The following is a 26,888-nucleotide window of genomic DNA, read 5'->3' as shown; positions in this document are numbered from 1 at the left end:
TCTCATGAAAGAAAATGGGGTTGAAAATCGTAATGGTAGTGCCAAGAGCATTTTGCATCCCCGTATTGCCTTGTTTTTACTATGTTTCTCAAATTCAACTGTCAAAGATCAGTTTGAGGAGATGGAATGCCGGGCCTTCTCAAAAAGGGGATGGATTTAAGGATCCGAAAAGGCCTCACGAACATTGGCATATAGATATCCCGTACCTGAATATCCGGGGTACTTTCTATTACCTGTGTAGTATCCTGGATGGGTATAGCCGGTATATTATCCATTGGGAGATCCGGGAAGCCATGACAGAAGGAGATATCGAAATCATCCTGCAGAGGGCCAGGGAGAGATTCCCGAATGATAAGCCCAGGATCATATCGGAAAACGGCCCACAGTTTATTGCAAAGGATTTTAAGGAGTTCATACGGATAAGCGGGATGGGCCATGTAAGGACATCCCCCTACTATCCACAGAGCAACGGGAAGATTGAAAGGTGGCACCAGAGCCTGAAAAAGGAGTGTATCAGGCCCAAATCCCCCCTTTCCCTTGAAGACGCCAGAAGGATTGTGGGTGATTTTGTCGGCTACTACAACACCCAACGTCTCCATAGCGCCACAGGGTACATTACCCCGAAAGATAAGCTTTTGGGGAAAGAAAAAGAGATCTTCGCCGAAAGAGACCGCAGGCTCCATCAGGCCAGGGAGTTGCGTAAAATCAGACGCCGGGAACAACGACAGATTATCAAAGAGTATCTGGATATAGCGTGTAATTATGGATAAACGGCGATCTCATTACACCCCTGTGTCATCCTGAAAATCAGAGATTTTCAGGATGACACAGGTCGGCAAGCGTAGCGCGGCAGGTAGAAACTGAAAACTTCCATCCTTGCCGTCAACATCGTTTTAAAGAATGAATGAGCAGCTTATTTTTAAACCGGAAAATTCCATTTCACGCTGAACCAGAACACAATGACCGTCTACCTTTGGCTTACAAGGAACGCAATACCGATGGATTAAATTCAACCGTCCCATCTTTTATACGAGTTTCATAGGCGAGGATTGAATTGGAAGCTAAAGATATCCTTAAGTTTTCGATAGATCGAGCCTCTGCAATAAATGTTTTCTGGAATATTTTTATAGCTGTTGCCAGCGCTGTGGTAGGTGTAATGGCCTCCGGCAAGGCATTTACAGATAGCTCGGCTGTGAAAATCTTTCTCACCGGTGCATTCGTAGTATTTGCGTACTCAAATCTTAAAGCGATTATTCGACTTGGTAAACTTCGTAAAGCTCTGTTGGATATGCTGCCGGATGATCTTCCAAATCGTGGGGCAGTAGTTGAAAGTTTGAGTCCAGCGGAGTGGTGGCAATATACTGTATTTCATGTATTTTTAGATGCTGCCGTGCTAATTGCGATTTGGATCGTGCCGTGGCATAAATAAAGCACCGGTTGGTGAAATTAGATGAGTTATTTTTAAGAGCGTCGTCAGAAGGTTGGGGTTCCGGTGTGAGATGAGGGCGAATTGACGCCCATCCATAAATGACCAATTTTTGTAGTCTTCCGTCTTCATCATGGCTACGGCGCGACAAGCTGCGTCTTGAAAAAAAACCTTCCTATACAGAACTGAGAGTCAAGACCGTAACGATTGAAGTAAAAAGTTGATCGAGGCCTTAGAAGGAAATTTGAGGAACTGGCAAATAGACTCGATATTTTATCAATTCAGATCTGACTCTAAAATGCTCTCCAGTCGGCTGATTTCTTCTTCCAGTTCCTCGATGGCAAGGAGTTGATGGGGACGGATGGAGTGTGCGGGTAGGGCGGCCTCTCGTTCCTCCAGTTCCTGTCGGAGTCGGCTGAGTCTTTTTTCGAGGTTTTCGCGGATGGCTGTTTCGGCATGACGGACTTCCTGGATGAATTGCCTCACCTTTTGAAAATCCTTTTTAAATCGGATGGGATGACCTTCAGGGCCGGTGGCGTTGGTGCCGGTGCAGGAGTCCGCCCCTTCAGGCTGAACCTGGATCAGGGCGTCTCGAACGTTTTCGGGAGAAAGGCCGCCTGCAAGGATCACCGGAATGTTGGTTTTTTTGACAAGCTCTTCAGCACGCTTCCAGTCACAGGTCTTACCCGTGATCCCCACGAAACCTTCAACAGGCTCCTCTCCTACCCAGGTATCGATCAGGAAGCAGTCGCTTACCGGTTCCAGGGCCCTTGCGATCTTCATGAACGGGAAGTCGGGCTCCTTCCCGTCCATTGGAATGGGAATGGATCTCATGATGCCGATTTCAGGAAATTCCTTTTTAAGTGTCTCCTGGGTTTCTAAGTGCTGATCCAGGATCATATTGCTGCCTTGACGGTCCGTGAGATTGTCGCAGAGGTGGACGAAATGGGGCTGGTAGTAATCCAGGGTCCGGAGGAGGGTCTCGCCCTGGAAAAGCGGAATCAGGCTGTTTTTCGTCCGGGTTCCTTCGGAAAGGCGAATGACTTCCCTGATCACAGGCTTACGCCATTCTTCGGCGGAGAGAATGACGCTGCCGATCCGGTCCACTCCAAGTTCGATACACTTTTCGGCCTCTTCGGGTGTCTGAATTTCATAGATCTGTATGATCATCTCCAAACGTCTCCCATCTCTTCTCCTTCAGGTCGCGCCTTTCGCTGTTCCTCAAGTCTTGAATGTCCTCCCGGCCTTTTCTTCAACACTTCGGATCTTTCGATCCAGCGCACCGTTTACGCCTTTTCGGTGGTCGAACTTCACGGTCAAGCTGATCCGCTCCGAGTCTTTTTCCAGGACTTTGAAGCATCGGGTCAGGAGTGCGAGAAGTTCCTCCCATTCTCCCTCAACCACCGTTCCCATGGGGTTCAGACGATAGGGAAGACCGCTGTCGTCCACGACCGCGAGGATACGGGCCACGTACCGGCTCAGACTGGGCCCCTTGTCCAAAGGAATCATGGAGAATTCCATCAGGGTCATCTCTGTTCTCCTTATGTATGCCAGGTTAACCTGTTGTTCCGTGGACCTGTTAAACAGACCCCGGGATATCCCATAACACAGAGTCCGCAGTCATGGCAACCTGGAAGGAAATGAATGAGGCCTTCTGTTGACAGGCTTTTCCATCTTTCCTATAGTTTAGTATCCAGATTTTATTTATGGATGGACACTAGACCAAGAGCCCGACCGGTTAAGCCTTACATCCATAAGGGGCCGGCCGTTCCCTTCAACCGTTTTTCCCTCCGCCTGCGTCAGATCATAAGAATGAATCGGCGGCGAGGCTGTTTCCAGGGGGGCCGCACCCATGCATCTCAAAGGTATCATCTTCCTCTCTGACCAGTATCCTACCAGGAATTTCTATCCTTTCAACAAGGCGATTTTTCGGAAGACAAAGGAGATCTCTTTTACCACCCCGGTCACATTTTTCGTGGGAGAGAACGGGAGCGGAAAATCCACACTTTTAAAGGCCCTGGTCCACAAGTGCGGGATTCACATGTGGCGGGACTCAGAGCGGCAATCCCTTGAAAACAATCCTTACGAAGAATTGCTTTACCGCTATATCCGGGTGCAGTGGACGAACGGAAGGGTGCCGGGATCTTTCTTCTCTTCCGAGATGTTTCAGAATTTCGCTCAGTATCTGGATGAATGGGCGATGGCGGGAACCGAGATCCTGGACTATTTCGGTGGGAAATCCCTCTTGACCCAGTCCCACGGTCAGTCCCTCATGTCCTATTTCCGGGCGCGTTACAAGCGGCGGGGCCTTTATTTTCTTGATGAACCCGAGACGGCCCTATCCCCCAAAAGCCAGTTGCAATTGCTGTCACTTTTGCAGGAAATGGGCCGCGCAGGTCATGCCCAGTTCATCATTGCCACCCATTCCCCCATTCTATTGGCCTGTCCGGGAGCCAGGATTTATAATTTCGATACCATTCCCATCAGCTTGATCGAATACGAAGATACGGAACACTACAGGATCTACCGGGAATTTTTCAAAAACCCAGAAAGAGTCCTCTCCTGATCCTGCCTTGACACGGATTTTTTGCTGGAGAAAAGGGCCATTGGTATCGTCACCTAGGCTTTTTTCTTTATGAAAACTCGCCATACTCAAATCCAGAAACCGGGAAGCGGGCGGATAGGAGGGCTGAAGTGGACCAGGAAGGGACAGATCAGATGGAAGGCGGACGACAGCCAGCGGGCAGGCGGACGAGAGCGGCTTCTACGGTCATCCTGGTGCGTGAAGATCGGGGAAAACTCCAGCTCTATCTGTTGAGGCGCAGCAAGGGAGCCGGGTTCTTCCCTGGGAGCTATGTCTTCCCGGGCGGCGCCCTGGAAGAGGAAGACAGGAAGCATGCCTTTTGGATGGAACATATTGATCTTTCTAACGACTTTCTCATCAGAATTTTTGGAAGAGAAATGGGATCACCTGAGATCCTTGCTTACGGGGTTGCCGCCGTTCGGGAAACCTTTGAAGAAGCGGGGGTCTTTCTGGCTCATCAGGAAAAGGATACGGGAGCTTCCTATGAACGCCTGTGTTCGGAGCGCTCATCTGGAAAGCTTGGAAAGGGTTGGCTTGAGCGGAAGGTAGTAGATGAGGGTTGGACACTTTCATTTTCCAGCCTTTTCCCATGGGCCCACTGGATTACGCCCGAGGCCATGACCAAGCGTTTTGACACCCGCTTCTTTCTTGCCTTGATGCCCGAAGGACAGGAATGCATCCCGGACGAAAAGGAGACGGTGGAAGGAATTTGGGTAAGTCCTGAGGATGGGCTCCGACTTAACATGGCCGGAGAGGTTCCCCTCAGTCCACCGACCCTGATCACCCTGCACGAGTTGCTGCCGTACGGGAGCCTGGAGGCACTAAAGGCGGAATTGGAATCCCGATCTTGGGGGCCTGCCCGCCTCCCGGTATTCAAGAAATGGGAAAACGGTGCGATTATCATTGAGCCCTGGGATCCCATGTACGGAAATGAGATCCGGATTGATCCGGAAGACCTTGAAGGGAAGGTGTTGCCTCCTGGAACGCCTTTTTCCAGGATATGGCTGAAAGATGGAATCTGGAAGCCGATCGGAGTCTGATCCATAACCCCGCGCCGACTCCCTTGTTTTCAAAGGACACCCCTTAGCCTCACACCAGCCTGATCCCCTGGAATAAAGCCCCCCTAAAGTCGAAATTTCGCATCCCGTTCCCTGGTGTTGCCCCTCTTTCTCCAATAATTGGGAAGTGGCGTCTTTTGGGGCCATTGGTTGTTTCGGAAGGACGTGTTCTTTGTATCGTTCAAAGCAGAACAATATGAAGATTTGCTCCCTTTTTTCTTGGTTTCAGGCCGGACTTTTGTTATCTTCTTCTATCTAAATGCCTGAGATTCTTTGTTCCGGCGTTTGGTGACGCGGCCCCGATCCCGGGACTGAAAAATTGAAAGTGAAAGGGAGAGTGTTAATGATGAAAGAGATTGAACTCGGTTTCGACGGAATGACCATTGAAGACCTTGTGGCCATAGCAAGGAATGGAAGCAAGGTTCGCCTTTCCAAGGATTCAGAAGAGCGAATCATACGATCCCGCGGACTCATAGATCAGTGGGTCAAGGAAGGAAGGGTTATTTACGGGATCACAACCGGATTCGGGGCCATGAGCAGTGTGACCATTTCAGGGGAAGATACCCGCCAACTGCAGATTAACGTCCTGATGAGCCATGCGGCAGGTGTCGGGAATCCTTTGGACGAGGAGACGGTGCGGGCGATAATGGCCCTGCGGATCAAGGATCTGGCCCGGGGGATCGGCGGGAGTCGGATAGAGACCGTGAAGACCCTAATCGAGGTCCTGAACCGTGGTATCTACCCTGTGATTCCAGAGAAGGGTTCCGTGGGCTCGAGCGGGGACTTGGCTCCCCTGGCTCACCTGGGCCTCGTGCTCATCGGGAAAGGGGAAGCCTTTTTGAACGGCGAAAGGGTTTCAGGAGAAGAGGCCCTTAGGAGGTGCGGCCTGCAACCCCTCAGCCTGGAGGCTGGAGAGGGCCTGGCCCTGGTCAACGGTACCCAGGTGATGACGGCCATCGGGGGACTTTCCGTATACGACGCCCAGAAACTGGCCAAGACCACGGATATCGCTGCCGCCCTCAGCCTGGAAGTCCTCATGGGGAGCAGAACGGAGTTCAATTCCAGGATTCACCGGGTCAGGCCCCACGAAGGACAGAGCGCTGCTGCGGACAACATGGAAAGAATCACTCGGAACAGCGAGATCATTTCCTCCCACAAGGATTGCTCCCGGGTGCAGGACGCTTACACCCTTAGGTGTTCTCCACAGGTGCATGGCGCAAGTAAGGATGCTATCAACCATGCCAGGAAAGTGGTGGAGATCGAGATGAACTCCTCAACCAACAATCCGCTCATATTTGAAGAAGAGAAGGATTTCCTGCTGGGGGGCAACTTTCACGGACAGCCCGTGGCCCTTGCCATGGACTTCATGGCCATGGCCGTCGCAGAGTTGGCCAATATCTCGGAGAGGCGGATCGAGCGGCTGGTAAATCCACAGTTGAGCGGTCTGCCTGCCTTTCTCGTCAGCGACGGGGGGCTTAATTCCGGGTACATGATTTCCCAGTACACGGCCGCATCCCTGGTCTCGGAGAACAAAGTTCTCGCTCACCCCGCCTGCGTGGACTCCATCCCCACCTCGGCCAACAAGGAAGACCACGTCTCCATGGGGACCATCGCCGCCAGGAAATGCCGCGAAATCGTGAAAAACACGGAATACGTGATCGCCATTGAACTTCTCTGCGGAGCCCAGGCCATGGATCTCTTTACCAATATGAAACCCGGTGAAGGGACTCTGGCGGCCTATAAGACCATCAGAGAGACCGTCCCCCGCCTTGAAAAAGACCGAATCCTGTACAAGGACATTGAGACCATGGTCGCCCTGGTAAGAAGCGGCCGTCTCATCGAGGAAGTCGAGAAGGTGGTCGGAAAGCTTCTATAGGAGCGTCGGGAGACCCCCCGAAGCAATCTCGGCGTCAGGCTCAAATTTTAATCCTCGAAATACTTCAATGTATTCCTGTGGTTAAAATTTTCGCCTTCCTTGACCTTGAACAAAATTGAACGTTTTTCAAAGGTCTCAATGCATAAGGGACCGATTCGGCCCTGTATGAAAAAACCAGGGGGCCCGCTGAAGGATGTGCATCACGGGGAGCCTGTTGAGAGTGCTGCCGTGAGGATCTTGAATGCGGGCCCTTTTTGTTTCTTTTACCCGCCTTCGCAGAAGACCACGGGCTTGCCTGTGGGTGAATGTGCAAACAATTGTTGTGCTATGGCGTGATGTCACCCAAAGCCTGAGGTGGGTAACCACGGGTTCACCCGTAGGGCTCCATAGGAAAAATTTGCCTTCTGGCGGAAGATTCTATTACCGGAGAGGGATGGACAAGGTTTAGTATAGAGTTTCCACATCGGAAATTCCATTTGTATCTCTTTTATTTCCCAGGGTTTTTTTGATATGGAGCTTCCTCTCTCCAGATGATACCCGGTGGCATGCAAATTGAAAAACCTTTTTTCGACCCAAAATGCTGTAAGGGGGAGAAAGGTGAAAAAGCTTTATGCCATCGGAAGATTCCTTCTCTTGTTTTCCATTTCCTGGTTTCTTTTCGGGTGCTGGCCCCTGGCCTCACATATCCTGACCCCTACGACGAGTTCAGGGCTCTTCACCAGGTTGGGTTCTACCGCCCCCTCCTTCGGCCCGATCTATGTGGGGATCACCCGCGAAAAGGCTGAGAAGTATCTGGGTGTCCCTGTGCTTACAATGGTTCTGGACAAGGATGTCTATGTGGCCGTTTACAGGTACGAGAGGGAGAGAAGTGTAATCGAGACCATGATCGCGGATTCCCTTGATGTTGCGACTTTTGGACTGGGTACTTACATGGTCAGCCCGGTGGATCGGTTCAATGGAACCTGGCATCTGATGGCCGTGACCTACGAGGTTGTCGACAAGCATGGAAACCGGGACCGAGTGTTGGCCGTGAGGGACAGGCCGAGAAACAGCCCCCTTGCGATCTATTATGCAGAGTTGAGTCGCCGCAGCCTCATTAAGGGGGAATGGGATCAAGGAATCGAGGCCGCAACAAGGGCCGTTTCCCTGGATTCCAGGCTCGCTTCTTCCTATGTTTACCGGGCCCGGGCCCTTTATGAAAAGGGACGGTTTGATGAGGCCATCCGGGATTGTGACAGGGCTTTGGTGTTGGATTCGAAAATTGCGGAAGCATACAATACCAGGGCGTTGGCCTTTCGGGAGAAGGGAGACTTCAAGTCGGCCCTGAGAGATTTCAAATCGGCCTGCAAACTCGATCTGCGGTCGGCCTGTGAGAACATGGCGACGGTGGTGGTAAAGAAATAGCCATATTTTTTCCCCGAATCCCGGTAAGAGAAAAAGTAAGGCGTTTCCCCCTCCTCTACTCGATCATCTCTTCTTTCGCTCCACGGAGCAGTCCTTTACTGGGCCGTCCTTCACCACCTGTTTCCCGTAACCCATCATTTGATCCATCCGGACGATGAGTCGGGTGAAGATGTTTCGCTCCGCAAAGAAACGGACCCCTTTGTGGAGGGCGTCGTTGGGCTTGTTCCACGGGCAAACGCGAATACAAATGGAGCAGTGGTTCCCGTTTTTAACCCACCAATCAAAGCATTTCATGGCATGGATCGGCCATTTCAGCATACCGGGGGAATTGCACTCATCCCATGCCCTGTCTGTTCTCTCCCCCATGGGAATCGCCTCGCTGGGACAGTATTGGGCGCAGATCGCGCACTTCTCGCAAAACTCCTGGACCCCGATATCAACGGGTCGGTCAGGAATAAGGGGGAGATCCGTAAAGACCTTGCTGATGCGCACTCTGGGGCCGTAATCGCGGGTGATGAGCTGCCCGCTCCGCCCCATTTCACCCAGGCCGGCATCCACGGCCATGGCCACGTTGATCCCGATTTCATTGACCGTCGGTATGGCCCGGTACCCGAGTTCAGTTATGAAAGTAGCGAGGGAGGCCGCGCACCATACCCCTTTTGAGTAGCTGATGTCCGTTTCGTATTCAACCGCAGGGGACCGCTGTATGACTTCGTGTGCCAACTCGTTGAGCATGACGATCACGAACTTATATCCGGATGGAAGTTCAATCGGATCCCCTACTTCGGCGGCCTGGGAATACTTGACGTTGTGGTGGCCCCAGTGGGAATAGATCCACAGGGGGTTGATCCGGGCGATGCCCACGTCGTCCGCTCCGATCCATTTGGCCTTTTCTTTGATTACCCGGCTCATGGCGGCGGGGTCTGGATCCTTCAGACGATACCCGTCATTATAGATCGGCTTCATTTCCCTCCCGAGGAGATTCATGCGCACCACGTAATCCACAGTGCCCCCGGCCACCGACGTTGCATGGTCCAGGATGGTTTGACCCGGAGGGGCGTTCAGCATGTTCGTGATGCCTTTCTCGTGCATGGCCGTGTACTTGTTCCCCTCCACGTGGCCCCGGCTGAAGGCCGTATTCCGGTCGTCGAATCGTTTCAGTTCCCCTGTAATGTATTTCTTGTATGTGGGTTCATTCACGACTTTCATTGAAATCTCCTTTTCTCCTGTCATTTCAGACTGAAGAGCAAAAAGATACCGCAGAGGGCAACGAGGGCACCCAGTACCGCCCGCAGGCTTACCCGTTCTCCCCGCAAGAGAGTGAAAGGCAGGACGAACAAAGCGCTCGTTCCCATGAGGGTCTGAGCGATCCCTGCACTGGTATATTTCAGGGAGATCTGTTGAAACAGGATGCCCAGGTAGGTTCCAAAAAAGGTCGCAGCGAGAATGAATGTCCAGATCTTCAGAGACATCAATGCTCTTGGAAACAGGGCCTGGCCCCGAAGGGGGATGAAAACGAGTAAAAAGAGGTTCCCACCGATCAGCCGGATCAGGGTGCTCCACATCGGCGTGATCTCGGTGTGAAGGAAGGCCGCCCTGGAAAGAACCGAACCGACCGCCTGGAAAAAGGCGGCCGCAAGTCCAAGAAGAATTCCGCGCTTGGCCCGCCTTCTGGCGCCGTCGGAGGGAGTGGTTCTCTCGGCAAGGACCCAGCCGACCCCAGCCACGGTCACAGCGATTCCAAGGAATCCCTGGAGAGGAAGAAATTCATACAGGAACCCCATCGAGAAAAGAGTGGCGAAAAGTGGGGCCACCGTTTCGACGATCAGGACCGAGCGGCCCTCGCCGATCCGGTTCAGGGATGCGAAAAAAAAGGTGTCGCCGCAGCCGATGCCGAACACCCCGCTTAAAAGGAGCAGCAACCAGCCCGCAGGTTCCACAGGGGTGTGTGACTCTTGAGTGAGGAGTAAGGTTGGGCCCACCAGTAAGAGACTGACCAGGCCCTTTAGCAGATTCAAAAGGAGGGGAGGGATTTCGAACCCGATGCGGCGAAAAAGGACGGTGGCCACCGCCCAAAGGAAAGCCGCCCCCAGGGCGGCCAGCTCGCCGATGTGGTAAAAAGGCAGTTCCATGGGAATTACAAGTCTGATAATCCTTTGGGGCCTTCCCCGCCCATATCACGAAGGGATTTGGACCGAATAACCCGGTCCCGGGATTCAACAGGTGCGCCTTGGGAAATGGTTGGTAAGGCCTGGAGTTAAGGCCGTTCCCAGTATCTCTTGTTCCGCAGAGGTTTCCCGTATCCCATGAGATCGTCCATCCACAGGAAGGCACGGTTGAAAATCGGCGCGCGGCGGATCAAGAACCTGGTAAGGTCATGGATCTTTCCCGCGGGCTTGTTAAAGGGGCAGGACATGACACAATTGTTGCAATCCATCCAGTTCTTGACCCAGAAGAGAAAACATTTTTCCGGGTTGATATACCATTTCAGGACCCCGGAAAAGTTGGACATGGAAGGTCCCTCCATGGTCGGCTCCCCGAAGGTGATGGCCTGGGAAGGGCAGTTTCTCGCGCATTTTTTGCATGTTTCGCAGAATTTGGCAACCCCGAAAGGTCGATAGGTGTCGTGGACAAGGGGAAGGTCCGTGAAAACCTTGCATATCCTGACCCGCGGCCCGAACACGGGGGTGATAAGAAGTCCCATGCGTCCCAGTTCTCCAAGGCCGGCAGCCATGGCCAGGGGGATGGACAGGGCGGTGTCGTTCCCGGACGGGACCGCGCGGTACCCGAGGCCGCGGATAAAAGCGGCCAGGAGGTTGGCCACTACGGCCTGCATCGAGTAGCCGAGGCCGGTGGCCGCGCCAGATATGGCATCCGGGGAGTAGCGGGTCGCCTCGTAGTTCATCTCTATGGCCATGACGATGGCGTTGGTGCATCCCGGCGGTAGTTCCAGCGGCTTGTGTTCCATGTGAACGAGGTCGTATTCGTGGGAATAGACGAGATTGGGGTGGGCGTAACAGACGCCCACAAGGTCCGCCCCGAAAAGCCTGGCCGCCTTTTTCACGATACGGGTGTTGACCTCGGGGCTGTTCTTGACAGCCCCTCCCGTTTCCACGAAACGCTTGGCCTTTGCCGGGATGTGGTCCCAGGAATAGAGCCCGTAGTTGCTGCACATATTGCCGAATGCATACCCGTATTCCAGGTTCCATGCGGCATTACGCAAGGCATAATCCAATTTGCGGTATCCGTATCTGTCCTGGAACTTGATGGTATTGTAAAGGCGGTCTCCATGGGGCTTGAACTCCGGATCCCAGGTTCGCCTCTTGAACATCTCGTTTTTTTGATCGAAGCGGTAGTCGGGAACCTGGAAAGGGAATTCCCTTTCCAGGGAGGAATCCGATTTGTTCACTGTTTCGTGCATTTTCTTTTCTCCTGGGTCCATAAAATCGAAAAAAAACAGGAAGGTCGGCCCGGCCGGAGGTTTCTTTTGCGGGTGGCTTTCCTCACAAATCGGGCGCACGCGGTCCTGACATCAGAAAGCCCGCCGATAGGAGAGTTGGAAATTTCGGTAAAGAACCCTCACATACCGAGATAGGCCTTCTTCAGGTGTTCATCCTGGAGCAGATCTTTACCGAGACCTTGCATTACGATACGGCCGTTCTCTATGACGTAGGCATGGTCGGAGATGTTTAGGGCCTTGAACACGTTTTGTTCCACGAGCAATATGGTGACTTTTTCCTGCTTGATCCTTTCAATGATCTGGAAGGTTTTTTCAACTAGAATCGGGGCAAGGCCGAGTGAGGGTTCGTCCACCGTGAGAAGCACCGGACGAGCCATCAGGCCCCGGGCGATGGCCAGCATTTGCTGCTCTCCTCCACTTAACCGCCCGGCTAGTCGACCCTTTAGTTTGGAGAGCTCAGGGAAGAAGTCGTACATCTGATTCAGCAGTTCTTGAATGCCTCCTCCCGCCCTCTGGGAGTAAAATCCGAGTTCCAGGTTTTCCTGGACCGTCATCGCAGGAAAGACCCGGCGTCCCTGGGGGATGTGAACGATCCCGAGGGAAACCACTTCATGGGCGGGCATGCCCACGAGTTCTTTTTCCTTGAACCGGATGGATCCGGATACCTTTCGCAAGATTCCGGATATTGCTCTTAGAAGGGTGCTTTTTCCCGCAGCGTTGGCCCCGACGATCGATACGAGTTCCGCCTCTTCAATAGAGCAGGATACGTCGAAAAGGACCTGGACATCACCATAGGAAACGTTAAGGTTGTTGATGTTGAGCACTCAGATACTCCTCTCCTAGGTAAGCCTTGATACAATTGGGATCACAGGCTATTTCCGCAGGTTCCCCCTGGGCGATGATTTCTCCGTGATCCAGTACGATGATTCTCTCGGCCAGGTTCATCATCGCCGCCATGATATGCTCGATCACGAAAAGCGTGATCCCGGAGTCCACCATCTTGCGGATAAGGGCCATTATCTCCTGGAGTTCGCTTGGAGTAAGGCCCGCCATGACTTCATCAAGGAGGAAAAGCCTTGGGGAGGTAGCCAGTCCCCTGGCAATCTCAAGACGTTTACGGTCTGCGATGGTCAGGCTCTTTCCCAGGACGTCCTTCTTGTCCTGCATACCGACGAACTCCAGTACCTCTTCAGCCTTTTTCCTGGCACCTTTGAGGCTCTTTTCCCTGACCAGCGCCCCGATCATGACGTTCTTGAGCACGGGAATGTTGCTGAAGGGTTTGGTGATCTGGAAGGTGCGGCAAAGCCCGAGGAAGCAGATATCTTCGGGTTTCATACAGGAGATGTTCTTTCCATCAAAGCGGATGGAGCCAGTCTTGGAACGGAGAAATCCCGTGACCACATTGAAAAGGGTGGTCTTTCCGGATCCGTTGGGACCGATGAGTCCCACGACCTCTCCCTTGTCGATCCGGAAGCTGACATGTTGAAGGGCCGGGTTTCCACCGAAAAACTTGCTTATCTCATGGACCTCAAGCATGGGGCGAATTCCTCAACTTCTTCCCTTATAGAGTTTGCGTGAAAAGGCCGGGTAACCCTTGCCCTTTAATGTTCCGTAAATGCCCTTAGGCATGAAAAGGAGCACAAGGATGAGGATCGACCCGTAGATGATCATGTGAAGGCCGGGAACCGCCGTCCCCAGAGTGGCCCTCAGGAATATGGTGATCGGAATGAAAATGATAGCGCCTATCGTGGGCCCCAGGACGGTGCCGAGTCCGCCCACAATGGTGAAGAGGGCCACCTGGACCGATAGCTGAAGTCGGGCCACGCTTGAAGGGTCGATATAGATGATGTACTGGGCGTAAAAGGTGCCTGTTACGGCCGCGAGAAAGGAGCTGATCCCCATGGCGATCAAACGAACCCTTCCCGTTTTAACACCAAGCGCGCGGGCTGCGTCCTCGTTTTCCCTGAAGGCTGTAAGGTAATATCCGAGCCGTGAATTTTCGATGGAATAGGAGATGATCATGACCAACAGCAGCAGGGCCAGGCCCAGGTATACATAGGGAAGCTTCCCCTGGAAAATCATGTTGTAAAAACTTGGTTCAATGGGCAGAGCGAGTCCTTCGGCGCCCTCGGTAAGGGAACGCCAGTTCGTGCTGATGATGAAGGTCACCTGTCCGAAGGCTAGGGTGGCCAAAACAAAGTAGTGGCTCCTCAGCCGGAAACACACGATCCCGAGAAGCAGTCCAACAGCCGCCGCAAGGAGGCCGCCGACGAGCAAGCCCGCCCATGGAGTAATGCCGAAGCGAAGGAAAAGCAATGTGGACGTATAGGCCCCGATGGCGAAAAAGGCGTTGTGACACAGGGAAACCATCCCGGCATAGCCGGAAATGATGTTCCATGCGCCGGAAAAGGCACCCCAGAGAAAAATGAGGATAAAGCCGTCCAGATAGAAATCATTCTTGATGAAGAGCGGCCCGATGGCCGCAGCGAGAAATCCCAGGATCAGAACGGCGATTTGAAGGGTGTTCCCCCTATGCGTCGATGGCTTCGATTCGTTCAAGCTCTTCTTCTCCTTCTAGTCCGAACAATCCGGAAGGTTTTATGACCAGCACTGCGATAAACACCAGGAAATAGATGGCCTCTTTGCTGTCAGGACCCAGGATGTAACCGGAAAACACTTCAATTATTCCGATGAAGATTCCCGCGATCATGGCCCCGACGATGCTGCCCATTCCCCCGAGGACCACCACGACGAACATGACAAGGACGAATTCGAATCCGACGAAGGGATGCACGGTATAAATGGGAATCATCAGGGCCCCGGCCACACCGACCAGAAAGATTCCGATGGCGAAGGTCACCCTATAGATCTTGTCTATATTGATTCCCATGAGTTGTGCGGTGGATCGATCCTGTGATGTGGCCCGGATCACCTTCCCGGTATAGCTGAATTTCAGAAACAGGTAAAAAGCAACCGCCAGGGAGGTTCCAATGATAAAGGCGATGAGACGCGCGGGATTAATGATCATTTCCTCCAGTCCGAGGGAGGGAAAGGGACCGATCAGGATGGAATGCTGAAGGTAATCAAGGGAGACGGTCCTGAAATCCGCGGACCAGATGAGAAGCGCCAGGTTCTCGATCACCATGGACAAGCCCACGGTGACGAAGATCTGCGCCAGGACTGGAGCCCCGATGGTGGGCTTGATGATGATACGATATACAATGAGGCCCAGCAAGAAAAGTCCGGGGGCGACGACAATGATGGAAATGTATGGATCCAGATGCAGAGAATGAAAAAGCCAGTAACTGAAATACATGGCCAGCATCAGGAATTCGCCGTGGGCGAAGTTGACGATCTTCATGACCCCGAAGATGAGTGTTAGCCCGATGCTCGCCAGAGCGTAAATGCCCCCGAGCAGGATACCGGCGATCAGAAGCTGGAAAAAGAGGGTTGCGTCCATCTGTTTTCGCGTTCCTTCTGAGAAAAAATTTGCGGAGTTTTCCCCCTGGATCTAGCGCCTTTTTTGAATTGAGACCGGCTTTCGCGGCATGCCGGATGATCAGGAGGCCCAGGCTGCTTCTCCCTGTTCCGATCCAGGGTGAGGCAGAATCTGGAACGAAAGGCGCAACGGATGATTCCATGGATCTTGTTAACCGGAGATCCATGGAATCATCCTGCGGTTGCCTGTTACTTGAGATCCGAGGAAGCGATTTCTCTCGGATAAATCAGTTTCATCTCCCCGTTTTGCCACTGGTTGATGGCAGCAGAGGCATAGAGATTCTGTCCTGCGTTTTTCTGGTCCGGGCCCGCGAATTTCACTCCCCAGTTAAGAACCCCCTGTCCTCTCGGAATATCCAAACTCAGGGCGGCCTCCCTCAGTTTTTCAGGATCCAGGCTGCCGGCCTTGGGAAGGATAAACTTGTAAAGGACCCAAGCTCCTGCAAACCCTACGAAGGATGTGGGATTGGGATATTCACCGTTATGGCTTTCACGGTAACGGCGGACGAATTCCTTGGCGTCTTTTTTGGGGCCTTCAGCAAGCCCTTCAACGGAGATCTCGGAGGGGATGCCGCCTGCCAGTACACCTTCGGCGTCCTTGCCAAGGGCCTTGTAGAAATCGGGATTGCCCTGTCCGGCAGTGGTTCCGATCACCAGGGTCTTAAATCTCATCTCACGTGCCTGCCTGTGGAAGAGTATGGAGTCGTTGATGTACTGGGCGGCCAGAAGAATATCGGGTTTCGCCCGCTTGAGTTTCAGAACAAGGGAAGAGAGATCTGTGGACTTGGCGCTGTATGTCTCGGAAGCAACGACTTTCAGCCCCCTTTGCTTCGCCCTGGCCATGAGGCCCTTGCCTGAAGAGGTCCCGAACCCGCCGTCTTCGTGAATGATTGCCAGACGGAGTTCACTGGCTTTCTTCCCCAGTTTTCTGGGACCGAGGACATCAGCGGCGTAATCCACCATCTGGGTGGTCATCATGGTGCTGTTAAAGGTGGTCCGGAAGATGTACTTGAAGCCGCGGGCGGTGATGAGGCCTGAAATTCCCTCATTTTCCAGGTAAAAGATCTTGTTTTTTTCAGCAACGGTCGTTGCCGCCATGGAAAGACTGCTGGCCTGGGTTCCGATGATGGCCGTTACCTTTTCGTGGGTAATCAGCCGGTTTGCCTCACTGGCAGCTGCCTGGGGATCCGGGGCATCCGCGCTCACCAGGACGACTTTTTTCCCCAGCACGCCGCCTGCATCGTTTATCATCTCGGTGGCGATTTTGACCCCGTCGGAATTCTTGATTCCGTTTTTGGAAAGGGGACCGGTCATTGGAAAGATGGTCCCGATGCGCCAGACATTATCTGCAGCGTAAGAGTGCTGCACGATCATGAAAGGGACACAAAAAAAGGCAATCAAGACGATTCCCACGATCCATTTCTTCATTTTCAACCCTCCTTGTTGTACCATTGTAAAAATTGCCCGGTCCCGTAACTGCCGGATCCGGTCCCTGGCCTGACCGCGCCGAAGGGCGCGGGATTGATTTTTCCGAAGCTGAGGGAGATGGGCTTGAGGCGCGGACTTTCCGGGATCAAAAGAGAAGGATGGGTGCCTACGTAAAACATCTTGGAAACCCTGGGCGAGCGACCGCAACCGGTTTGCCGAACTCCATATTCAAAAAATCATAGCAAAGATAAAAAGATAGTTTCAATATTAGTTGATTAAGGGTAAAGTATTAGGTATATCCTAATACTAAAGGCCGGGATCACCGTGCCGCGCGAGTCTTTTGATAACCGGTGGGTTTTTTGGTATCTTTCCGGGGGTTGGGTCTTTTCCAAAACTATGCGGAAAGGGCGTCAGCAGAAGGAAGGCCCACCGCCCGGTGGATGAAATTACAACCTGAATGCGGTCGATGCCTTGCATCTTCGGCAAACTCGACGCTTGCAAGATTCAGGTACAAGTTTGGTGTCTCTCATGGGCAAGCAAAGAACGACTTCTCCCAAGAAAAAGGTGCCGATCACCGAATCCGATTCCCTTTTCCGGGCCTTGGTGGACCATTCTCTCACAGGTATCCTCATTACGACCGCCAAAGGGATTATCTTCACGAACCAGACATTTCAGGAAATTACGGGATACACCCCGGAGGATATCAGGAAGATGGGGCCTTACGAGATGGTGCATCCCGAAGAGCGGGAGAGGGTCCGGAAGATCGCCCTGGCCAGATTGAAGAAGAAGAAGGTGAGAGATTATTATGAAACCCGATGGATTCGAAAGGACGGGGAGGTTATCTGGATTGAGGTGAGGGCCACCGTGATAGATGATTTTGATGAACCGGCGACCCTTGTCAACGTGGTGGACATCACCGAGAGGAAGAGGGCGGAGGAGGCCCTCAAAAAGAGGGAAGCAGAGCTGGAAGTCCAATCCAGAAAACTTGAAGAGACCAACACGGCCCTCAGAGTACTGCTCGACCAGCGAAACGAGGACAGGATAGAACTCCAAAAGAACATCCTGTTTAACGTTGAAAAGTTGATCATGCCTTTCGTGGAGGATCTGGAAAAAGCACCCTTGGACGCCAGGCACATGGCCTACGTGAAAATCATCAAGTCCAACCTCCATGATATCATCGATCCATTTTACCGGGAATTGTCCGCCACCCATCCGATCCTGACCCCCAGACAGATCCAGGTGGCCAATCTCATCAAGGTGGGAAAAACGACCAAGGAAATCGCTGAGATACTTTGCGTCAGCAAGGCGGCCGTCGATTTTCATCGGGACAAGATACGGAAGAAACTGGGCCTTACAAACAAGAAGGTGAATCTGCGCTCCTATCTGTCTCTGGCCGGAAAGACGACTTGACGGATTACTGAGGCCAGGGGGTTTACCGGGGAGAAGCCGATATGACTGGAGAAAGTGTCGAGAAGATGTCCCCTCAACGGGAACTCCTGGTGATTAAAGGTCTGAAGACCAGCTTTCATACCAAAATGGGTGCCGCAACGGCCGTCGACGATCTGGACCTGTCTGTAAAGGAAGGGCAAGTCGTCGGGCTCGTGGGGGAATCGGGTTGCGGGAAGAGCGTCACGGCCCTTTCCATTCTGAGACTCATCAAGGATCCGCCCGGTAAGATCGAGGCCGGCAGGATCCTGTTCGAAGGGGAAGATCTGCTGAAAAAACCCATTGCCGAAATGAGAAGAATCAGGGGAAACCGAATTTCCATGATCTTCCAGGAACCCATGACTTCCCTTAACCCGGTCCACAGGGTGGGAGATCAGATTGCCGAGGCGATCAGCCTTCACCAAGACCTGCCGAAACGGGAGGCCTTTGCCCATTCCGTAGAGATGTTGAAAGCTGTCGGGATTCAGGCCCCCGCCAGGCGCGCGAAGGCGTATCCTCACCAATTAAGCGGAGGAATGAGGCAGAGGGTTATGATTGCTATGGCGCTTTGCTGTTCCCCGAAGCTTTTGATCGCGGACGAACCCACCACGGCCCTGGATGTGACGATCCAGGCCCAGATCCTGGACCTCATGCTGAAACTCCAGGAAGAGACCCGGACTTCCATCATCCTGATTACCCATGATCTGGGGGTTATTGCCGAGACGGCCCAGTACGTGGCGGTGATGTATGCCGGCAAAATCGTGGAATATTCGGAGGTGTATGAACTTTTTACCCATCCGGTCCATCCTTACACAGTCGGTCTGATGCGATCCATCCCAAGGCCGGGCAGGGATCGCACAAGACAAAGGAAGCTGGAGGCCATTCCCGGTGTGGTGCCCAGCCTGACCAGCCTGCCCCAGGGATGCAGGTTCAGCGACAGGTGCAGCAGGGCCTGGGAAAAGTGCTTCAAGGAAGATCCTCCGGATGTGGAAGTCGCGCCTGAGCATCATTGCCGGTGTTGGCTTCACGTGCATTGAGGGCGGAAGAAATGGAATCGCAGGAACTGCTTCGTGTGGAAAACCTGAAGAAATACTACCCGATCAGGAAAGGGGCCTTTTCCGCGGGGAAGAAGACCATCAAGGCCGTAGACGGTGTCTCGTTTTTCATCCGGGAGGGGGAAATCCTCGGCCTGGTCGGGGAGAGCGGTTGTGGAAAGAGCACTCTTGGTCGAATTGCTCTCCGTTTGGAGGAACCTACAGAAGGAGCGATTCTATTCCAGGGGCAGGACATCACCTCCCTTGACAAGGAGCACCTGCGCCGCCTCAGAGCCGAAATGCAGATCATCTTCCAGGATCCTTACTCTTCCCTGAATCCCCGATACACTGTGGAGCAGTTGATCAGGGAACCCCTTGTCATCCATGGGTGGGGAAACCAAAAGACGCAAAAAGAAAGGGTCCTGAGGCTCCTGGAAGAGGTGGGGCTCAAAGAGGAGCATTTGAACCGCTATCCGCACGAATTTTCCGGAGGACAGAGGCAAAGAATCGGCATCGCCCGCGCCCTGGCGTTGAATCCGAAATTCGTTGTCTGTGATGAGCCGGTTTCCGCCCTGGACGTTTCCATTCAGGCCCAGGTCATCAACTTGCTTGTGGAATTAAAGGAGAATATGGGCCTGACCTATCTTTTCATCTCTCACGACCTCTCCGTCATCGAGCACCTGTGCGACCGGATCGCGGTGATGTATCTTGGGCGAATCGTAGAGGTGGCCGGTGCGGACAGGCTTCGATCGGGCGCCCTTCATCCCTATACGAAAGCACTGCTTTCAGCCTCGCCGGTGCCAGAACCAGGACTGAAGCGGGAGCGGATTATTCTGGAAGGAGATGTTCCCAATCCCGTGGACCCGCCGCCGGGATGTCGTTTTCACACGAGGTGTCCCGAGGCCGAGGAACGATGCCGCCGGGAACCTCCCCGCATGCATGAGGCGGAACCTGACCACTGGGTGTGGTGCCTGAAATTCACATCACCTTAGGAGCTGAAGATCATCAAAGAATCGTTTACCTTACTAAAGGGTTGAATGCTTTTTGGCCCCCTCCTCAGGGATCCTGATTCTTCAGGGCGTTTGAAATGCCCTCGACGAGGGCCTTTGCCGCGATCTGAAGGAGCTTCTCCCCGGTGGCTGGATCAGCCCCACGTGCGTCCCCGAGGATTCCGTTGGGAGAAAAGGACCCGAGACCACGGATGAACAGGTCGACCTGGGAGCGCGAAATGTTTTCCGGGGCATAGAAGCTTTCATCGTCCAAGCCCTTTTGAGCCTCATCCATTTCCACAAGATGGGGGCTTGTCACCAACATCTGGGAGGTCTCCGAATACCCGGCATGGACTCCCCCCTTGACCCTTGAGATTCCCAGGGTTTCCAGATAAGCCGTTTCTGATTCCTCCGCAAGGCTTAGAAAGTCAACGAAGTGGATGTGGGTTCGGTCCCACAGGTCCCTTGCCAGGTCTGGAACAAGGGCCTTTAGTACAGCGATGTTTCCCCCGTGGGAAGAGGTCAAGACGATGTTCCTGAAGCCCCCCTCGGCAAGGCTTTCGCAATAGTCCCTCAGGACCGCGGCGTAGGTCTCCCAGCTCAGGGTGAAGGAACCCGGGAATCCCATGTGGTGGGCGGAAAGGCAAGGCCGAATGACGGGAGCGACAAGGATGTCGCCGAGTTCCTCGGCCGCCCGTTTGGCCACTTCGTATCCCAGGATAGTATCCGTGGCGGTAGGCAGGTGTGGGCCGTGCTGTTCGATGGAGCCCGATACCACAATGACCCCATCTTTCCCTTCGCGAAGGGCCTCCTGGATCTCTACCCAGCTCATTTCTTCCATCAGCACTTTTGTCTTCAACTTTCTTTTCCTCCTTCCATGCCCAAGCATTGCCGGATTTCCTCAACAAGGCCTTCAACGGTGGCCTGGAAGATCTCCTCGCCCACCCGGGCATCCGCCCCCATGGGATCTCCCAGTATTCCGTTCCAGGAAAAATGACCGATACCGTGAATGAAGGTGCTAATCTTAAAATTCTCCAGGTTTTCCCTACGGTAGAATTTCTCCTCCACTAGTCCCGGCCCGGCCAGATTCATGTCCACGAGATCCGGCCTCAGGTACAGCATGAGGGCCGTTTCACTGAATCCTGCATGGACCCCCGCCTTTTCAGGAGTTATTCCCTGCTTGTCCAGGATTTCGCGGGTGGTTTCCATGAACCTTTCCAGTGCAAAGACAAGGTGAATACGCATGTCGTTTCCGATATCCCTGGCGATGTAGGGAGTGAAGGCCTTCAGGGCATCCATGTTGCCGCCGTGGGAGACGAAGAGCACTGCATTTCGGAATCCATGGGCCTTGAGGCCGCTGCAACAATCTTTCAATACGCCCAAAAAGGTTTTCATTCGGAAGGTGATGGTTCCGGGAAATCCCACGTGGTGCTGAGATAATGCAGGCCGGATAACCGGTGCCACCAGGGCGTTTCCTAGCCGCTGCGCCGCAGACCCGGCAAGGGCGTATCCGATGATAGTGTCGGTCGCGATGGGAAGGTGAGGGCCGTGCTGTTCCATTGAAGCGGCCACCAGTATCGCCGTATCTTTTCCTTCCTCAATAGACTGTTTGATTTCCTTCCAGGTCATCTCTTCCATAAAAACGGTGTTTCTCAATTCAAAGCACCTCCAATCAGTAGTTTTCCAGGCGGGGATCAAAGACATCCCTCAGTCCGTCGCCGAAGAGATTGATGGCCAGAATGATGGTCATGATCGTGACACCGGGAAAGGTGCTCAGCCACCAGGCCCTGCTCAGGTAGTTTTTGCTTTCACTCAACATGGTCCCCAGGGATGGTTCGGGCGGTTGGATTCCCAGGCCCAGGAAACTGAGTCCGGCTTCGAGGACGATCACCGTTGCCATGTTGAGGGTAATCAGGACCATTACGGATGAGAGGGTGTTGGGCAGGATATAACGTAGAATGATCCGGGTGTCGGTTGCTCCTACAGCGTAAGCGGACCTTACGAAGTCCTTTTCCCTTAAAGAAAGGGTTTCCCCCCGGACCATGCGGGCGTAAGACATCCACTGGGTGAGTCCGATGACAAGGACAAGTACTTTCATGTTGCTTCCCAGGACCACGATGACGGAAATGGCGAGCAGTATGAGGGGAATGGCAAGTTGAACATCTGCGATCCGCATGATGAGGTCGTCGAAAAACCCTCCATAGAACCCCGAGAGGAGCCCGAGGACGACACCGAAGACGGCGGAAATCGCTACCGCCAGGATGCCGATTACCAACGAGACCCGGACGCCGTAGAGTATACGGCTCAGGACGTCTCTTCCCAATTGATCGGTCCCCAGGAGATGGATCCGGTTCCCGGGATCCCTCCATAGAGGAGGCTTGAGTTTATGGGTGAGGTCTTGATCGTAAGGGCTGAAAGGAGCAAAGATCCCTGCGAAGGTCCCGCAGAGGATGGTAAGGAGCAGGATCACGGAGCTGAAAAGGATCATCTTGTTGCCCCGCATTTTCCTGAGGATATTGTTTGCTCTAATCATAGCGGATCCTTGGATCGATCAAGGTGTAGAGGATATCGATGAGAAAATTGGTGGCCACTACGCCTACGGAAACCACTGTAACTATTGCTTGAATAACGGGAAAATCACGGTTGTAAATGGATTGAATGGCGAGCCATCCTACACCAGGATAGGCGAAAATCTGTTCGGTTATAACGGCTCCTCCCATGAGAAGTGCTACGTGAATGCCCATGATGGTCACAATAGGAATCAGGGAGTTTCGAAAGGCATGTTTGATCACCACAGCGGTCTCCCGCAGTCCTTTGGCCCTGGCGGTTTGGATGTAATCCATGTCGAGGACTTCCAGCATGCTGGATCGAGTGATCCTGGCAAAGGAGGCCATCTCGAAAGCCCCGAGGGTCAGAGCTGGCATGACGACGTGTAAAAGGTCGCCGTCCCCGTACCCTGAGATGGGCAATAAGTGAAATTTCACGCCGACGATCATAATGAGCATGATGCCCAGCCAGAAGCTCGGGATGGACTGACCCAGGAATGTGATGGCCATCCCGAACAGATCGAAAAAGCTGTTCCGCTTGAGGGCGGAGATGATTCCTACCGGGATGGCGATAAGAAGAGACCAGCCGAGGGTAAATGCGATAAGTCTCAGGGTGGCGGGGATCCTCTCGATGACGAGTTTGAGGGCCGGTTCCTCGTAACGGATGGAGGTGCCGAATTCTCCCTTTACTGCTCCCTTGAGGAATATCAGATATTGTAGGGGAAGGGGCTTGTCCAGACCCAGTTCCTTCCTCAACACCTCGCGATCTTCCCGGGGGGTGTCGAAGTCGACCATGAGACTGACAGGGTCACCGGTAAGCCGCGAAATGGCAAAGACGGCAAGGGAGATCCCGATGATAATGAAAACCGAGTGGATGAATCTTCTGGTAAGGTATCCGAACATACCGGTGGTTCGGACGGGGGGCACTGCCGCACCGCCCCCCATCCAATGGGGTTATTTTCCTTTCACGTAGGCGCCGTAGAGGTTGATTTCCTCGTCTGAGCGGGGTTCCCATACAACCCGCTTGTTTACACCATAGATATCACGCTGGGCATAGAGAAACGCGAAGGGTGGGTCCTCCCACATCTCACGCAACGCCAACTGGAGGTATCTGTTGTGTTTTTCAGGATCAATGGTCTGGGCCGCCTTGTCAATATACTCATCCACTTTTTCATTTTTGTACCACGAGAACATGGCCCCGCTCCTGACACAGGTTTTGATCATGTCCCAGACGTCGAAGTGTGCGTTCCCCCAGGCCGCGTACATGAACTCGGGCATCTCGTGGGCCTGGGTCTTCTTGGCGAATACACCGAATTCCACGGCGTTGACCTTTGTCCGTATTCCTGCCTTGGTGAGCATGCCGGCGATGGCCTCACAGGCCTGCACATCATTGAGATAGCGTCCCCTGGGGGTTAGAATGGTGGCCTCAAAGCCGTTGGGAAAACCAGCCTCCGCCAACAGCTTCTTGGCCTTGGCCGGATCGTATGAATAGAATTTTTCCTGGGGATCCCAGCCTACGAAATTGGACGGGGCGACGGTCGAGACCCTTACTGCGTTTCCGTCCATAACGTTTTTTACCAGAGAATCAACGTTTATAGCGTAATTGATGGCCTTTCGCACACGTTTGTCTTTCAGCTTGTCCATCTCGGCGTTAATCCATACCGCGGCCACCCGGGTACTGGGAACCCGCTTCACAACCAGGTGCTTCTCAGCCTCTACCTCCTGGATATTATCGGGCTTGAGGTTGGCGATGATGTCCACGTTCCCCACCCTCAGCTCGGCGATTCGGGTGGAATCCTCAGGGATGGGCCTGAAAACGATCTCATCGATTTTCGGCGCCCCTTTCCAGTAATCCTTTCTGGCCTCAAGAACGCATTCCCCTCCCTTCCTCCAGCGCTTGAGAACATAAGGGCCGGTACCTACGGGCTTGGTCGCCAGGCTTCGGAAGTTATCCTTCTTTGTGTACTGTATAGGCACCATATATTTCTGTGCAATGTAGGAGAGGATCAAGGGGTCCGGGTGCTTGGTGATGATTTGAACGGTGTAATCGTCCAGGATCTTGACCTCTTTGATGCTCTGGTAGTCACTGGCGTTAAGGGTCTTTTTGGCTCCCGGCAAAAGGCCCGCCACACGCTCGAAGTTATATTTGACCACCTGGGCATTGAAAGGTTCCCCGTTGCTGAAGGTGATACCGCGGCGGAGCTTGAACTCGACGGTCCTGTCGTCCAGTATCCGCCAGGATTCAGCCAGATCGGGCACGATCTTTGCGTCCTGGTTCCGCTCAAGGAGCGCGTCATAGAGATGGAGAATGACATTCAGGGTGGAGTTTTCCCGGTGCATGTCCGGATCCAGCCTTGTCGGCTCAACTCCTTGGGCTATGACCACCCTGGTCTTGCATTCGGCGGTAGTCACGCCGGTCCCCATCATCCCAAGGACGATGAACACGCCAAAGATCCATAGACACCTTCGTAAAGTTTTTATCTCACCCATTTTTTCCCTCCTTTGAGATGGTGGCGGTTGAATCAGGAGTTCCCCAAACCCCGGCCCGATCCCCAATCATAAAAGGCCTCATGAAATGGAGGGAGGGGCCGAGTGCCCTTGTGAGACCTTTGAAAAACGTTTGTTTTTTAAAGGTCTCTTTGTGTATACTTATTGTATGCAAATAGCTACAAAAATACCATACTCTTTCTCTGATTGAAGAATCAAGAAAAAAGGTGAGGTTTGTACGGGAGAAGTAATGGAGAGATAAAAACGATCTGCGGGCGTTCTTGTTTCAGATCCTGGGGTCCGGCATTCCTGAATCACAACCCTTATCTTTGGATCCTTTTTTGTAACACTCTGATTCTACGAGGAATTTTATGAGTCCATCAGTCTCCGGACCTTACATCAATACCATCACGGCCCCCCGGTAATTTTCCCGCCACGATTTCCCCATCTTTCAGGACCGCCACAATTTTTTCGGGTTGCTGGAGGGTTTTTATGTCCTCAAGGGGATTCGCTTCGAGGACTACAAGGTCTGCAACGCAGCCTTTTTGAATTACGCCCACATTGGAAAGGTTCAAGGCCTCGGCGGCGATGCTCGTGGCCGATCGGATCGCCTGCATCTCCGATAGGCCGTTTGCCACCAGGCATTCCAGTTCGTAAGCGCTCTCACCGTGATAGTTGAAAGGTGTACCGGCATCTGTTCCTACGACCACCTTAACGCCTGCTTTGATGGCACGTTTGAGGTTTTTCATGTGAACAGTTTGAAAATGCTCGACTTTTCGAATGGTCTTCAAAGGAACTCCCCCATCCTCTCCGAATTTCAGGGTCTTGAACGCGGAAAGAGTGGGTACCAGGAAGGCCTCCTTTTCCAATAAGAGACGGATACCCGTGTCATCCAGGAATGAGCCGTGTTCAATGGTCCGAACCCCTGCTTCAAGGGCGTTTTTTATCCCTTCGGCCCCGATGGCATGGGCGCCGGTGATCTTACCGTATTTGGATGCCTCTTCCACGGCCGCCCGCATCTCTTCAACGGTCAACTGTGCAACCGTCCCCGGGCCTGGAGACATCCCTCCCCCGGTGGCCATTAGTTTGATATTGTCCGCCCCGAGCTTCAGTTGCTCCCGGGCGGCCTTTCTTGCCTCGTCCGGCCCGTCTACGATCCTGGCCAACCCTTCGATTTTCACATGGTTCGGGAACATGTCCCCATGCCCGCCCGTAATAGTGAGGGCCTGTCCGCTGGTCAGGATTCTCGGGCCGGGGATCTCACCTTCCTCCACCGCTTGTTTGACGGCGATGTCGATACATCCCTTGTCTCCCATGGTCCGGATGGTCGTAAAACCCGATTCAAGGATCTTTCTCACTCTCCTGACGGCCCTTATGGCTGCAAGCTGGGGTGTCTCCTCGATCATCAACCTGAAATAATCGGGACTCCCGTCCAGGGAAAGGTGGACATGGGTGTCAATCATGCCCGGCATGATCCACATGCCCCGAAGATCCACGATTTTCCCATGACTATACCTTTCCAGGATCCCTTGATCCTTATTGCCGGCGTAAACGATGGTTCCGCCCTCGATCACCAGCATGGAATCAAGCAGGGGCTTATCCCGAAGGCCGTCAATGATCGTAACATTTTGGAAAATCTTGCAATGGTCCATGGAAATTTCACCTCGCAATTC

26 protein-coding genes are annotated in these 26,888 nt (G+C 53.3%); 9 read left to right on the top strand and 17 right to left on the bottom strand.

Annotation, left to right across the window (positions count from 1 at the left end):
- Window positions 1–113: 113 nt before the first annotated feature.
- Together JRF57_06660 and JRF57_06655 are read left to right on the top strand one after the other, a co-directional pair.
- On the top strand, window positions 114–770 hold the full coding sequence (locus tag JRF57_06660; GenBank protein ID MBW2303382.1) for a transposase family protein: 657 nt from the start codon (window positions 114–116) through the stop codon (window positions 768–770).
- 284 nt (window positions 771–1,054) lie between these two features.
- Window positions 1,055–1,429, top strand: a complete 375-nt coding sequence (locus JRF57_06655) for a hypothetical protein (protein ID MBW2303381.1) — start codon at window positions 1,055–1,057, stop codon at window positions 1,427–1,429.
- Between the two features lie 273 nt (window positions 1,430–1,702).
- On the opposite strand, the gene JRF57_06650 is transcribed toward JRF57_06655, so the two are convergent.
- Together JRF57_06650 and JRF57_06645 are read right to left on the bottom strand one after the other, a co-directional pair.
- Window positions 1,703–2,596 (bottom strand): phosphoribosylanthranilate isomerase, encoded by an 894-nt coding sequence (locus JRF57_06650; protein MBW2303380.1) that lies wholly within the window; start codon window positions 2,594–2,596, stop codon window positions 1,703–1,705.
- 51 nt (window positions 2,597–2,647) lie between these two features.
- Window positions 2,648–2,956 carry an MTH1187 family thiamine-binding protein gene (locus JRF57_06645; GenBank protein MBW2303379.1) on the bottom strand — a complete coding sequence of 103 codons (309 nt, stop codon included), beginning with the start codon at window positions 2,954–2,956 and terminating at the stop codon, window positions 2,648–2,650.
- A gap of 322 nt (window positions 2,957–3,278) precedes the next feature.
- Here JRF57_06645 and JRF57_06640 point away from each other — a divergent pair, with 322 nt between their 5' ends.
- The 4 genes from JRF57_06640 (at window position 3,279) to JRF57_06625 (ending at window position 8,348) form a co-directional block, all read left to right on the top strand.
- On the top strand, window positions 3,279–3,992 hold the full coding sequence (locus tag JRF57_06640; protein MBW2303378.1) for an AAA family ATPase: 714 nt from the start codon (window positions 3,279–3,281) through the stop codon (window positions 3,990–3,992).
- A gap of 128 nt (window positions 3,993–4,120) precedes the next feature.
- A complete protein-coding gene (locus tag JRF57_06635) occupies window positions 4,121–5,050 on the top strand; it encodes a hypothetical protein (GenBank protein ID MBW2303377.1) in 930 nt (309 codons plus the stop codon).
- Between the two features lie 364 nt (window positions 5,051–5,414).
- A complete protein-coding gene (gene hutH / locus JRF57_06630) occupies window positions 5,415–6,944 on the top strand; it encodes a histidine ammonia-lyase (GenBank protein ID MBW2303376.1) in 1,530 nt (509 codons plus the stop codon).
- Between the two features lie 597 nt (window positions 6,945–7,541).
- Window positions 7,542–8,348 (top strand): tetratricopeptide repeat protein, encoded by an 807-nt coding sequence (locus tag JRF57_06625; protein MBW2303375.1) that lies wholly within the window; start codon window positions 7,542–7,544, stop codon window positions 8,346–8,348.
- A 63-nt stretch (window positions 8,349–8,411) separates the two neighbouring features.
- On the opposite strand, the gene JRF57_06620 is transcribed toward JRF57_06625, so the two are convergent.
- From JRF57_06620 to JRF57_06580, 9 genes are all read right to left on the bottom strand, one after another.
- A complete protein-coding gene (locus JRF57_06620) occupies window positions 8,412–9,557 on the bottom strand; it encodes a reductive dehalogenase (GenBank protein MBW2303374.1) in 1,146 nt (381 codons plus the stop codon).
- Between the two features lie 20 nt (window positions 9,558–9,577).
- A complete protein-coding gene (locus JRF57_06615; protein MBW2303373.1) occupies window positions 9,578–10,480 on the bottom strand; it encodes a DMT family transporter in 903 nt (300 codons plus the stop codon).
- A gap of 125 nt (window positions 10,481–10,605) precedes the next feature.
- A complete protein-coding gene (locus tag JRF57_06610) occupies window positions 10,606–11,769 on the bottom strand; it encodes a reductive dehalogenase (GenBank protein MBW2303372.1) in 1,164 nt (387 codons plus the stop codon).
- A gap of 158 nt (window positions 11,770–11,927) precedes the next feature.
- Window positions 11,928–12,632 (bottom strand): ABC transporter ATP-binding protein, encoded by a 705-nt coding sequence (locus tag JRF57_06605; GenBank protein MBW2303371.1) that lies wholly within the window; start codon window positions 12,630–12,632, stop codon window positions 11,928–11,930.
- A complete protein-coding gene (locus tag JRF57_06600) occupies window positions 12,610–13,344 on the bottom strand; it encodes an ABC transporter ATP-binding protein (GenBank protein MBW2303370.1) in 735 nt (244 codons plus the stop codon). The genes JRF57_06605 and JRF57_06600 overlap by 23 nt, the downstream gene beginning before the upstream one ends.
- A 12-nt stretch (window positions 13,345–13,356) precedes the next feature.
- Window positions 13,357–14,367 (bottom strand): branched-chain amino acid ABC transporter permease, encoded by a 1,011-nt coding sequence (locus JRF57_06595; GenBank protein MBW2303369.1) that lies wholly within the window; start codon window positions 14,365–14,367, stop codon window positions 13,357–13,359.
- The gene (locus tag JRF57_06590; GenBank protein ID MBW2303368.1) at window positions 14,339–15,268 is read right to left on the bottom strand and encodes a branched-chain amino acid ABC transporter permease; all 930 of its coding nucleotides are present in this window, start codon (window positions 15,266–15,268) and stop codon (window positions 14,339–14,341) included. The genes JRF57_06595 and JRF57_06590 overlap by 29 nt, the downstream gene beginning before the upstream one ends.
- Before the next feature lie 227 nt (window positions 15,269–15,495).
- Window positions 15,496–16,734 (bottom strand): ABC transporter substrate-binding protein, encoded by a 1,239-nt coding sequence (locus tag JRF57_06585; protein MBW2303367.1) that lies wholly within the window; start codon window positions 16,732–16,734, stop codon window positions 15,496–15,498.
- A 2-nt stretch (window positions 16,735–16,736) separates the two neighbouring features.
- Window positions 16,737–16,913, bottom strand: coding sequence for a hypothetical protein (locus JRF57_06580; protein ID MBW2303366.1), 177 nt, complete (start codon window positions 16,911–16,913; stop codon window positions 16,737–16,739).
- A gap of 349 nt (window positions 16,914–17,262) precedes the next feature.
- On the opposite strand from JRF57_06580, the gene JRF57_06575 reads away from it, so the two are divergent.
- The 3 genes from JRF57_06575 (at window position 17,263) to JRF57_06565 (ending at window position 20,185) form a co-directional block, all read left to right on the top strand.
- A complete protein-coding gene (locus JRF57_06575) occupies window positions 17,263–18,144 on the top strand; it encodes a PAS domain S-box protein (protein ID MBW2303365.1) in 882 nt (293 codons plus the stop codon).
- 65 nt (window positions 18,145–18,209) lie between these two features.
- Window positions 18,210–19,196 (top strand): ABC transporter ATP-binding protein, encoded by a 987-nt coding sequence (locus JRF57_06570; protein MBW2303364.1) that lies wholly within the window; start codon window positions 18,210–18,212, stop codon window positions 19,194–19,196.
- A gap of 11 nt (window positions 19,197–19,207) precedes the next feature.
- Window positions 19,208–20,185 carry an ABC transporter ATP-binding protein gene (locus JRF57_06565; protein ID MBW2303363.1) on the top strand — a complete coding sequence of 326 codons (978 nt, stop codon included), beginning with the start codon at window positions 19,208–19,210 and terminating at the stop codon, window positions 20,183–20,185.
- Between the two features lie 64 nt (window positions 20,186–20,249).
- On the opposite strand, the gene JRF57_06560 is transcribed toward JRF57_06565, so the two are convergent.
- From JRF57_06560 to JRF57_06535, 6 genes are all read right to left on the bottom strand, one after another.
- Window positions 20,250–21,041 carry a creatininase family protein gene (locus JRF57_06560; protein ID MBW2303362.1) on the bottom strand — a complete coding sequence of 264 codons (792 nt, stop codon included), beginning with the start codon at window positions 21,039–21,041 and terminating at the stop codon, window positions 20,250–20,252.
- Entirely contained in the window at window positions 21,038–21,838 is an 801-nt protein-coding gene (locus tag JRF57_06555; protein MBW2303361.1) for a creatininase family protein, read from the bottom strand. Before JRF57_06555 ends, JRF57_06560 begins: the two co-directional genes overlap by 4 nt.
- Window positions 21,839–21,854: 16 nt before the next feature.
- Window positions 21,855–22,715: an ABC transporter permease gene (locus JRF57_06550; GenBank protein MBW2303360.1), complete on the bottom strand. Its 861-nt coding sequence runs from the start codon at window positions 22,713–22,715 to the stop codon at window positions 21,855–21,857.
- Entirely contained in the window at window positions 22,708–23,631 is a 924-nt protein-coding gene (locus JRF57_06545; GenBank protein ID MBW2303359.1) for an ABC transporter permease, read from the bottom strand. Before JRF57_06545 ends, JRF57_06550 begins: the two co-directional genes overlap by 8 nt.
- A gap of 51 nt (window positions 23,632–23,682) precedes the next feature.
- Window positions 23,683–25,218, bottom strand: a complete 1,536-nt coding sequence (locus JRF57_06540; protein ID MBW2303358.1) for a hypothetical protein — start codon at window positions 25,216–25,218, stop codon at window positions 23,683–23,685.
- Window positions 25,219–25,595: 377 nt separating this feature from the next.
- Window positions 25,596–26,867, bottom strand: coding sequence for an amidohydrolase family protein (locus JRF57_06535; GenBank protein MBW2303357.1), 1,272 nt, complete (start codon window positions 26,865–26,867; stop codon window positions 25,596–25,598).
- Window positions 26,868–26,888 lie beyond the last annotated feature (21 nt).

This window comes from Deltaproteobacteria bacterium, assembly GCA_019310525.1.
GTDB lineage: Bacteria > Desulfobacterota > DSM-4660 > Desulfatiglandales > HGW-15 > JAFDEE01.
Note: the sequence above shows the minus strand (reverse complement) of the source record. Positions and strands in the feature narration are given on the sequence as shown.

Excerpts from the sequence above, each read along its gene's own strand:
- JRF57_06650 (MBW2303380.1), bottom strand. The coding sequence starts at position 2,596 with ATGATCATACAGATCTATGAAATTCAGACACCCGAAGAGGCCGAAAAG.
- JRF57_06645 (MBW2303379.1), bottom strand. The coding sequence starts at position 2,956 with ATGACCCTGATGGAATTCTCCATGATTCCTTTGGACAAGGGGCCCAGT.
- JRF57_06640 (MBW2303378.1), top strand. The coding sequence starts at position 3,279 with ATGCATCTCAAAGGTATCATCTTCCTCTCTGACCAGTATCCTACCAGG.
- hutH (MBW2303376.1), top strand. The coding sequence starts at position 5,415 with ATGAAAGAGATTGAACTCGGTTTCGACGGAATGACCATTGAAGACCTT.
- JRF57_06620 (MBW2303374.1), bottom strand. The coding sequence starts at position 9,557 with ATGAAAGTCGTGAATGAACCCACATACAAGAAATACATTACAGGGGAA.
- JRF57_06615 (MBW2303373.1), bottom strand. The coding sequence starts at position 10,480 with ATGGAACTGCCTTTTTACCACATCGGCGAGCTGGCCGCCCTGGGGGCG.
- JRF57_06610 (MBW2303372.1), bottom strand. The coding sequence starts at position 11,769 with ATGCACGAAACAGTGAACAAATCGGATTCCTCCCTGGAAAGGGAATTC.
- JRF57_06600 (MBW2303370.1), bottom strand. The coding sequence starts at position 13,344 with ATGCTTGAGGTCCATGAGATAAGCAAGTTTTTCGGTGGAAACCCGGCC.
- JRF57_06590 (MBW2303368.1), bottom strand. The coding sequence starts at position 15,268 with ATGGACGCAACCCTCTTTTTCCAGCTTCTGATCGCCGGTATCCTGCTC.
- JRF57_06585 (MBW2303367.1), bottom strand. The coding sequence starts at position 16,734 with ATGAAGAAATGGATCGTGGGAATCGTCTTGATTGCCTTTTTTTGTGTC.
- JRF57_06580 (MBW2303366.1), bottom strand. The coding sequence starts at position 16,913 with ATGTTTTACGTAGGCACCCATCCTTCTCTTTTGATCCCGGAAAGTCCG.
- JRF57_06575 (MBW2303365.1), top strand. The coding sequence starts at position 17,263 with ATGGGCAAGCAAAGAACGACTTCTCCCAAGAAAAAGGTGCCGATCACC.
- JRF57_06570 (MBW2303364.1), top strand. The coding sequence starts at position 18,210 with ATGTCCCCTCAACGGGAACTCCTGGTGATTAAAGGTCTGAAGACCAGC.
- JRF57_06565 (MBW2303363.1), top strand. The coding sequence starts at position 19,208 with ATGGAATCGCAGGAACTGCTTCGTGTGGAAAACCTGAAGAAATACTAC.
- JRF57_06550 (MBW2303360.1), bottom strand. The coding sequence starts at position 22,715 with ATGATTAGAGCAAACAATATCCTCAGGAAAATGCGGGGCAACAAGATG.
- JRF57_06545 (MBW2303359.1), bottom strand. The coding sequence starts at position 23,631 with ATGTTCGGATACCTTACCAGAAGATTCATCCACTCGGTTTTCATTATC.
- JRF57_06540 (MBW2303358.1), bottom strand. The coding sequence starts at position 25,218 with ATGGGTGAGATAAAAACTTTACGAAGGTGTCTATGGATCTTTGGCGTG.
- JRF57_06535 (MBW2303357.1), bottom strand. The coding sequence starts at position 26,867 with ATGGACCATTGCAAGATTTTCCAAAATGTTACGATCATTGACGGCCTT.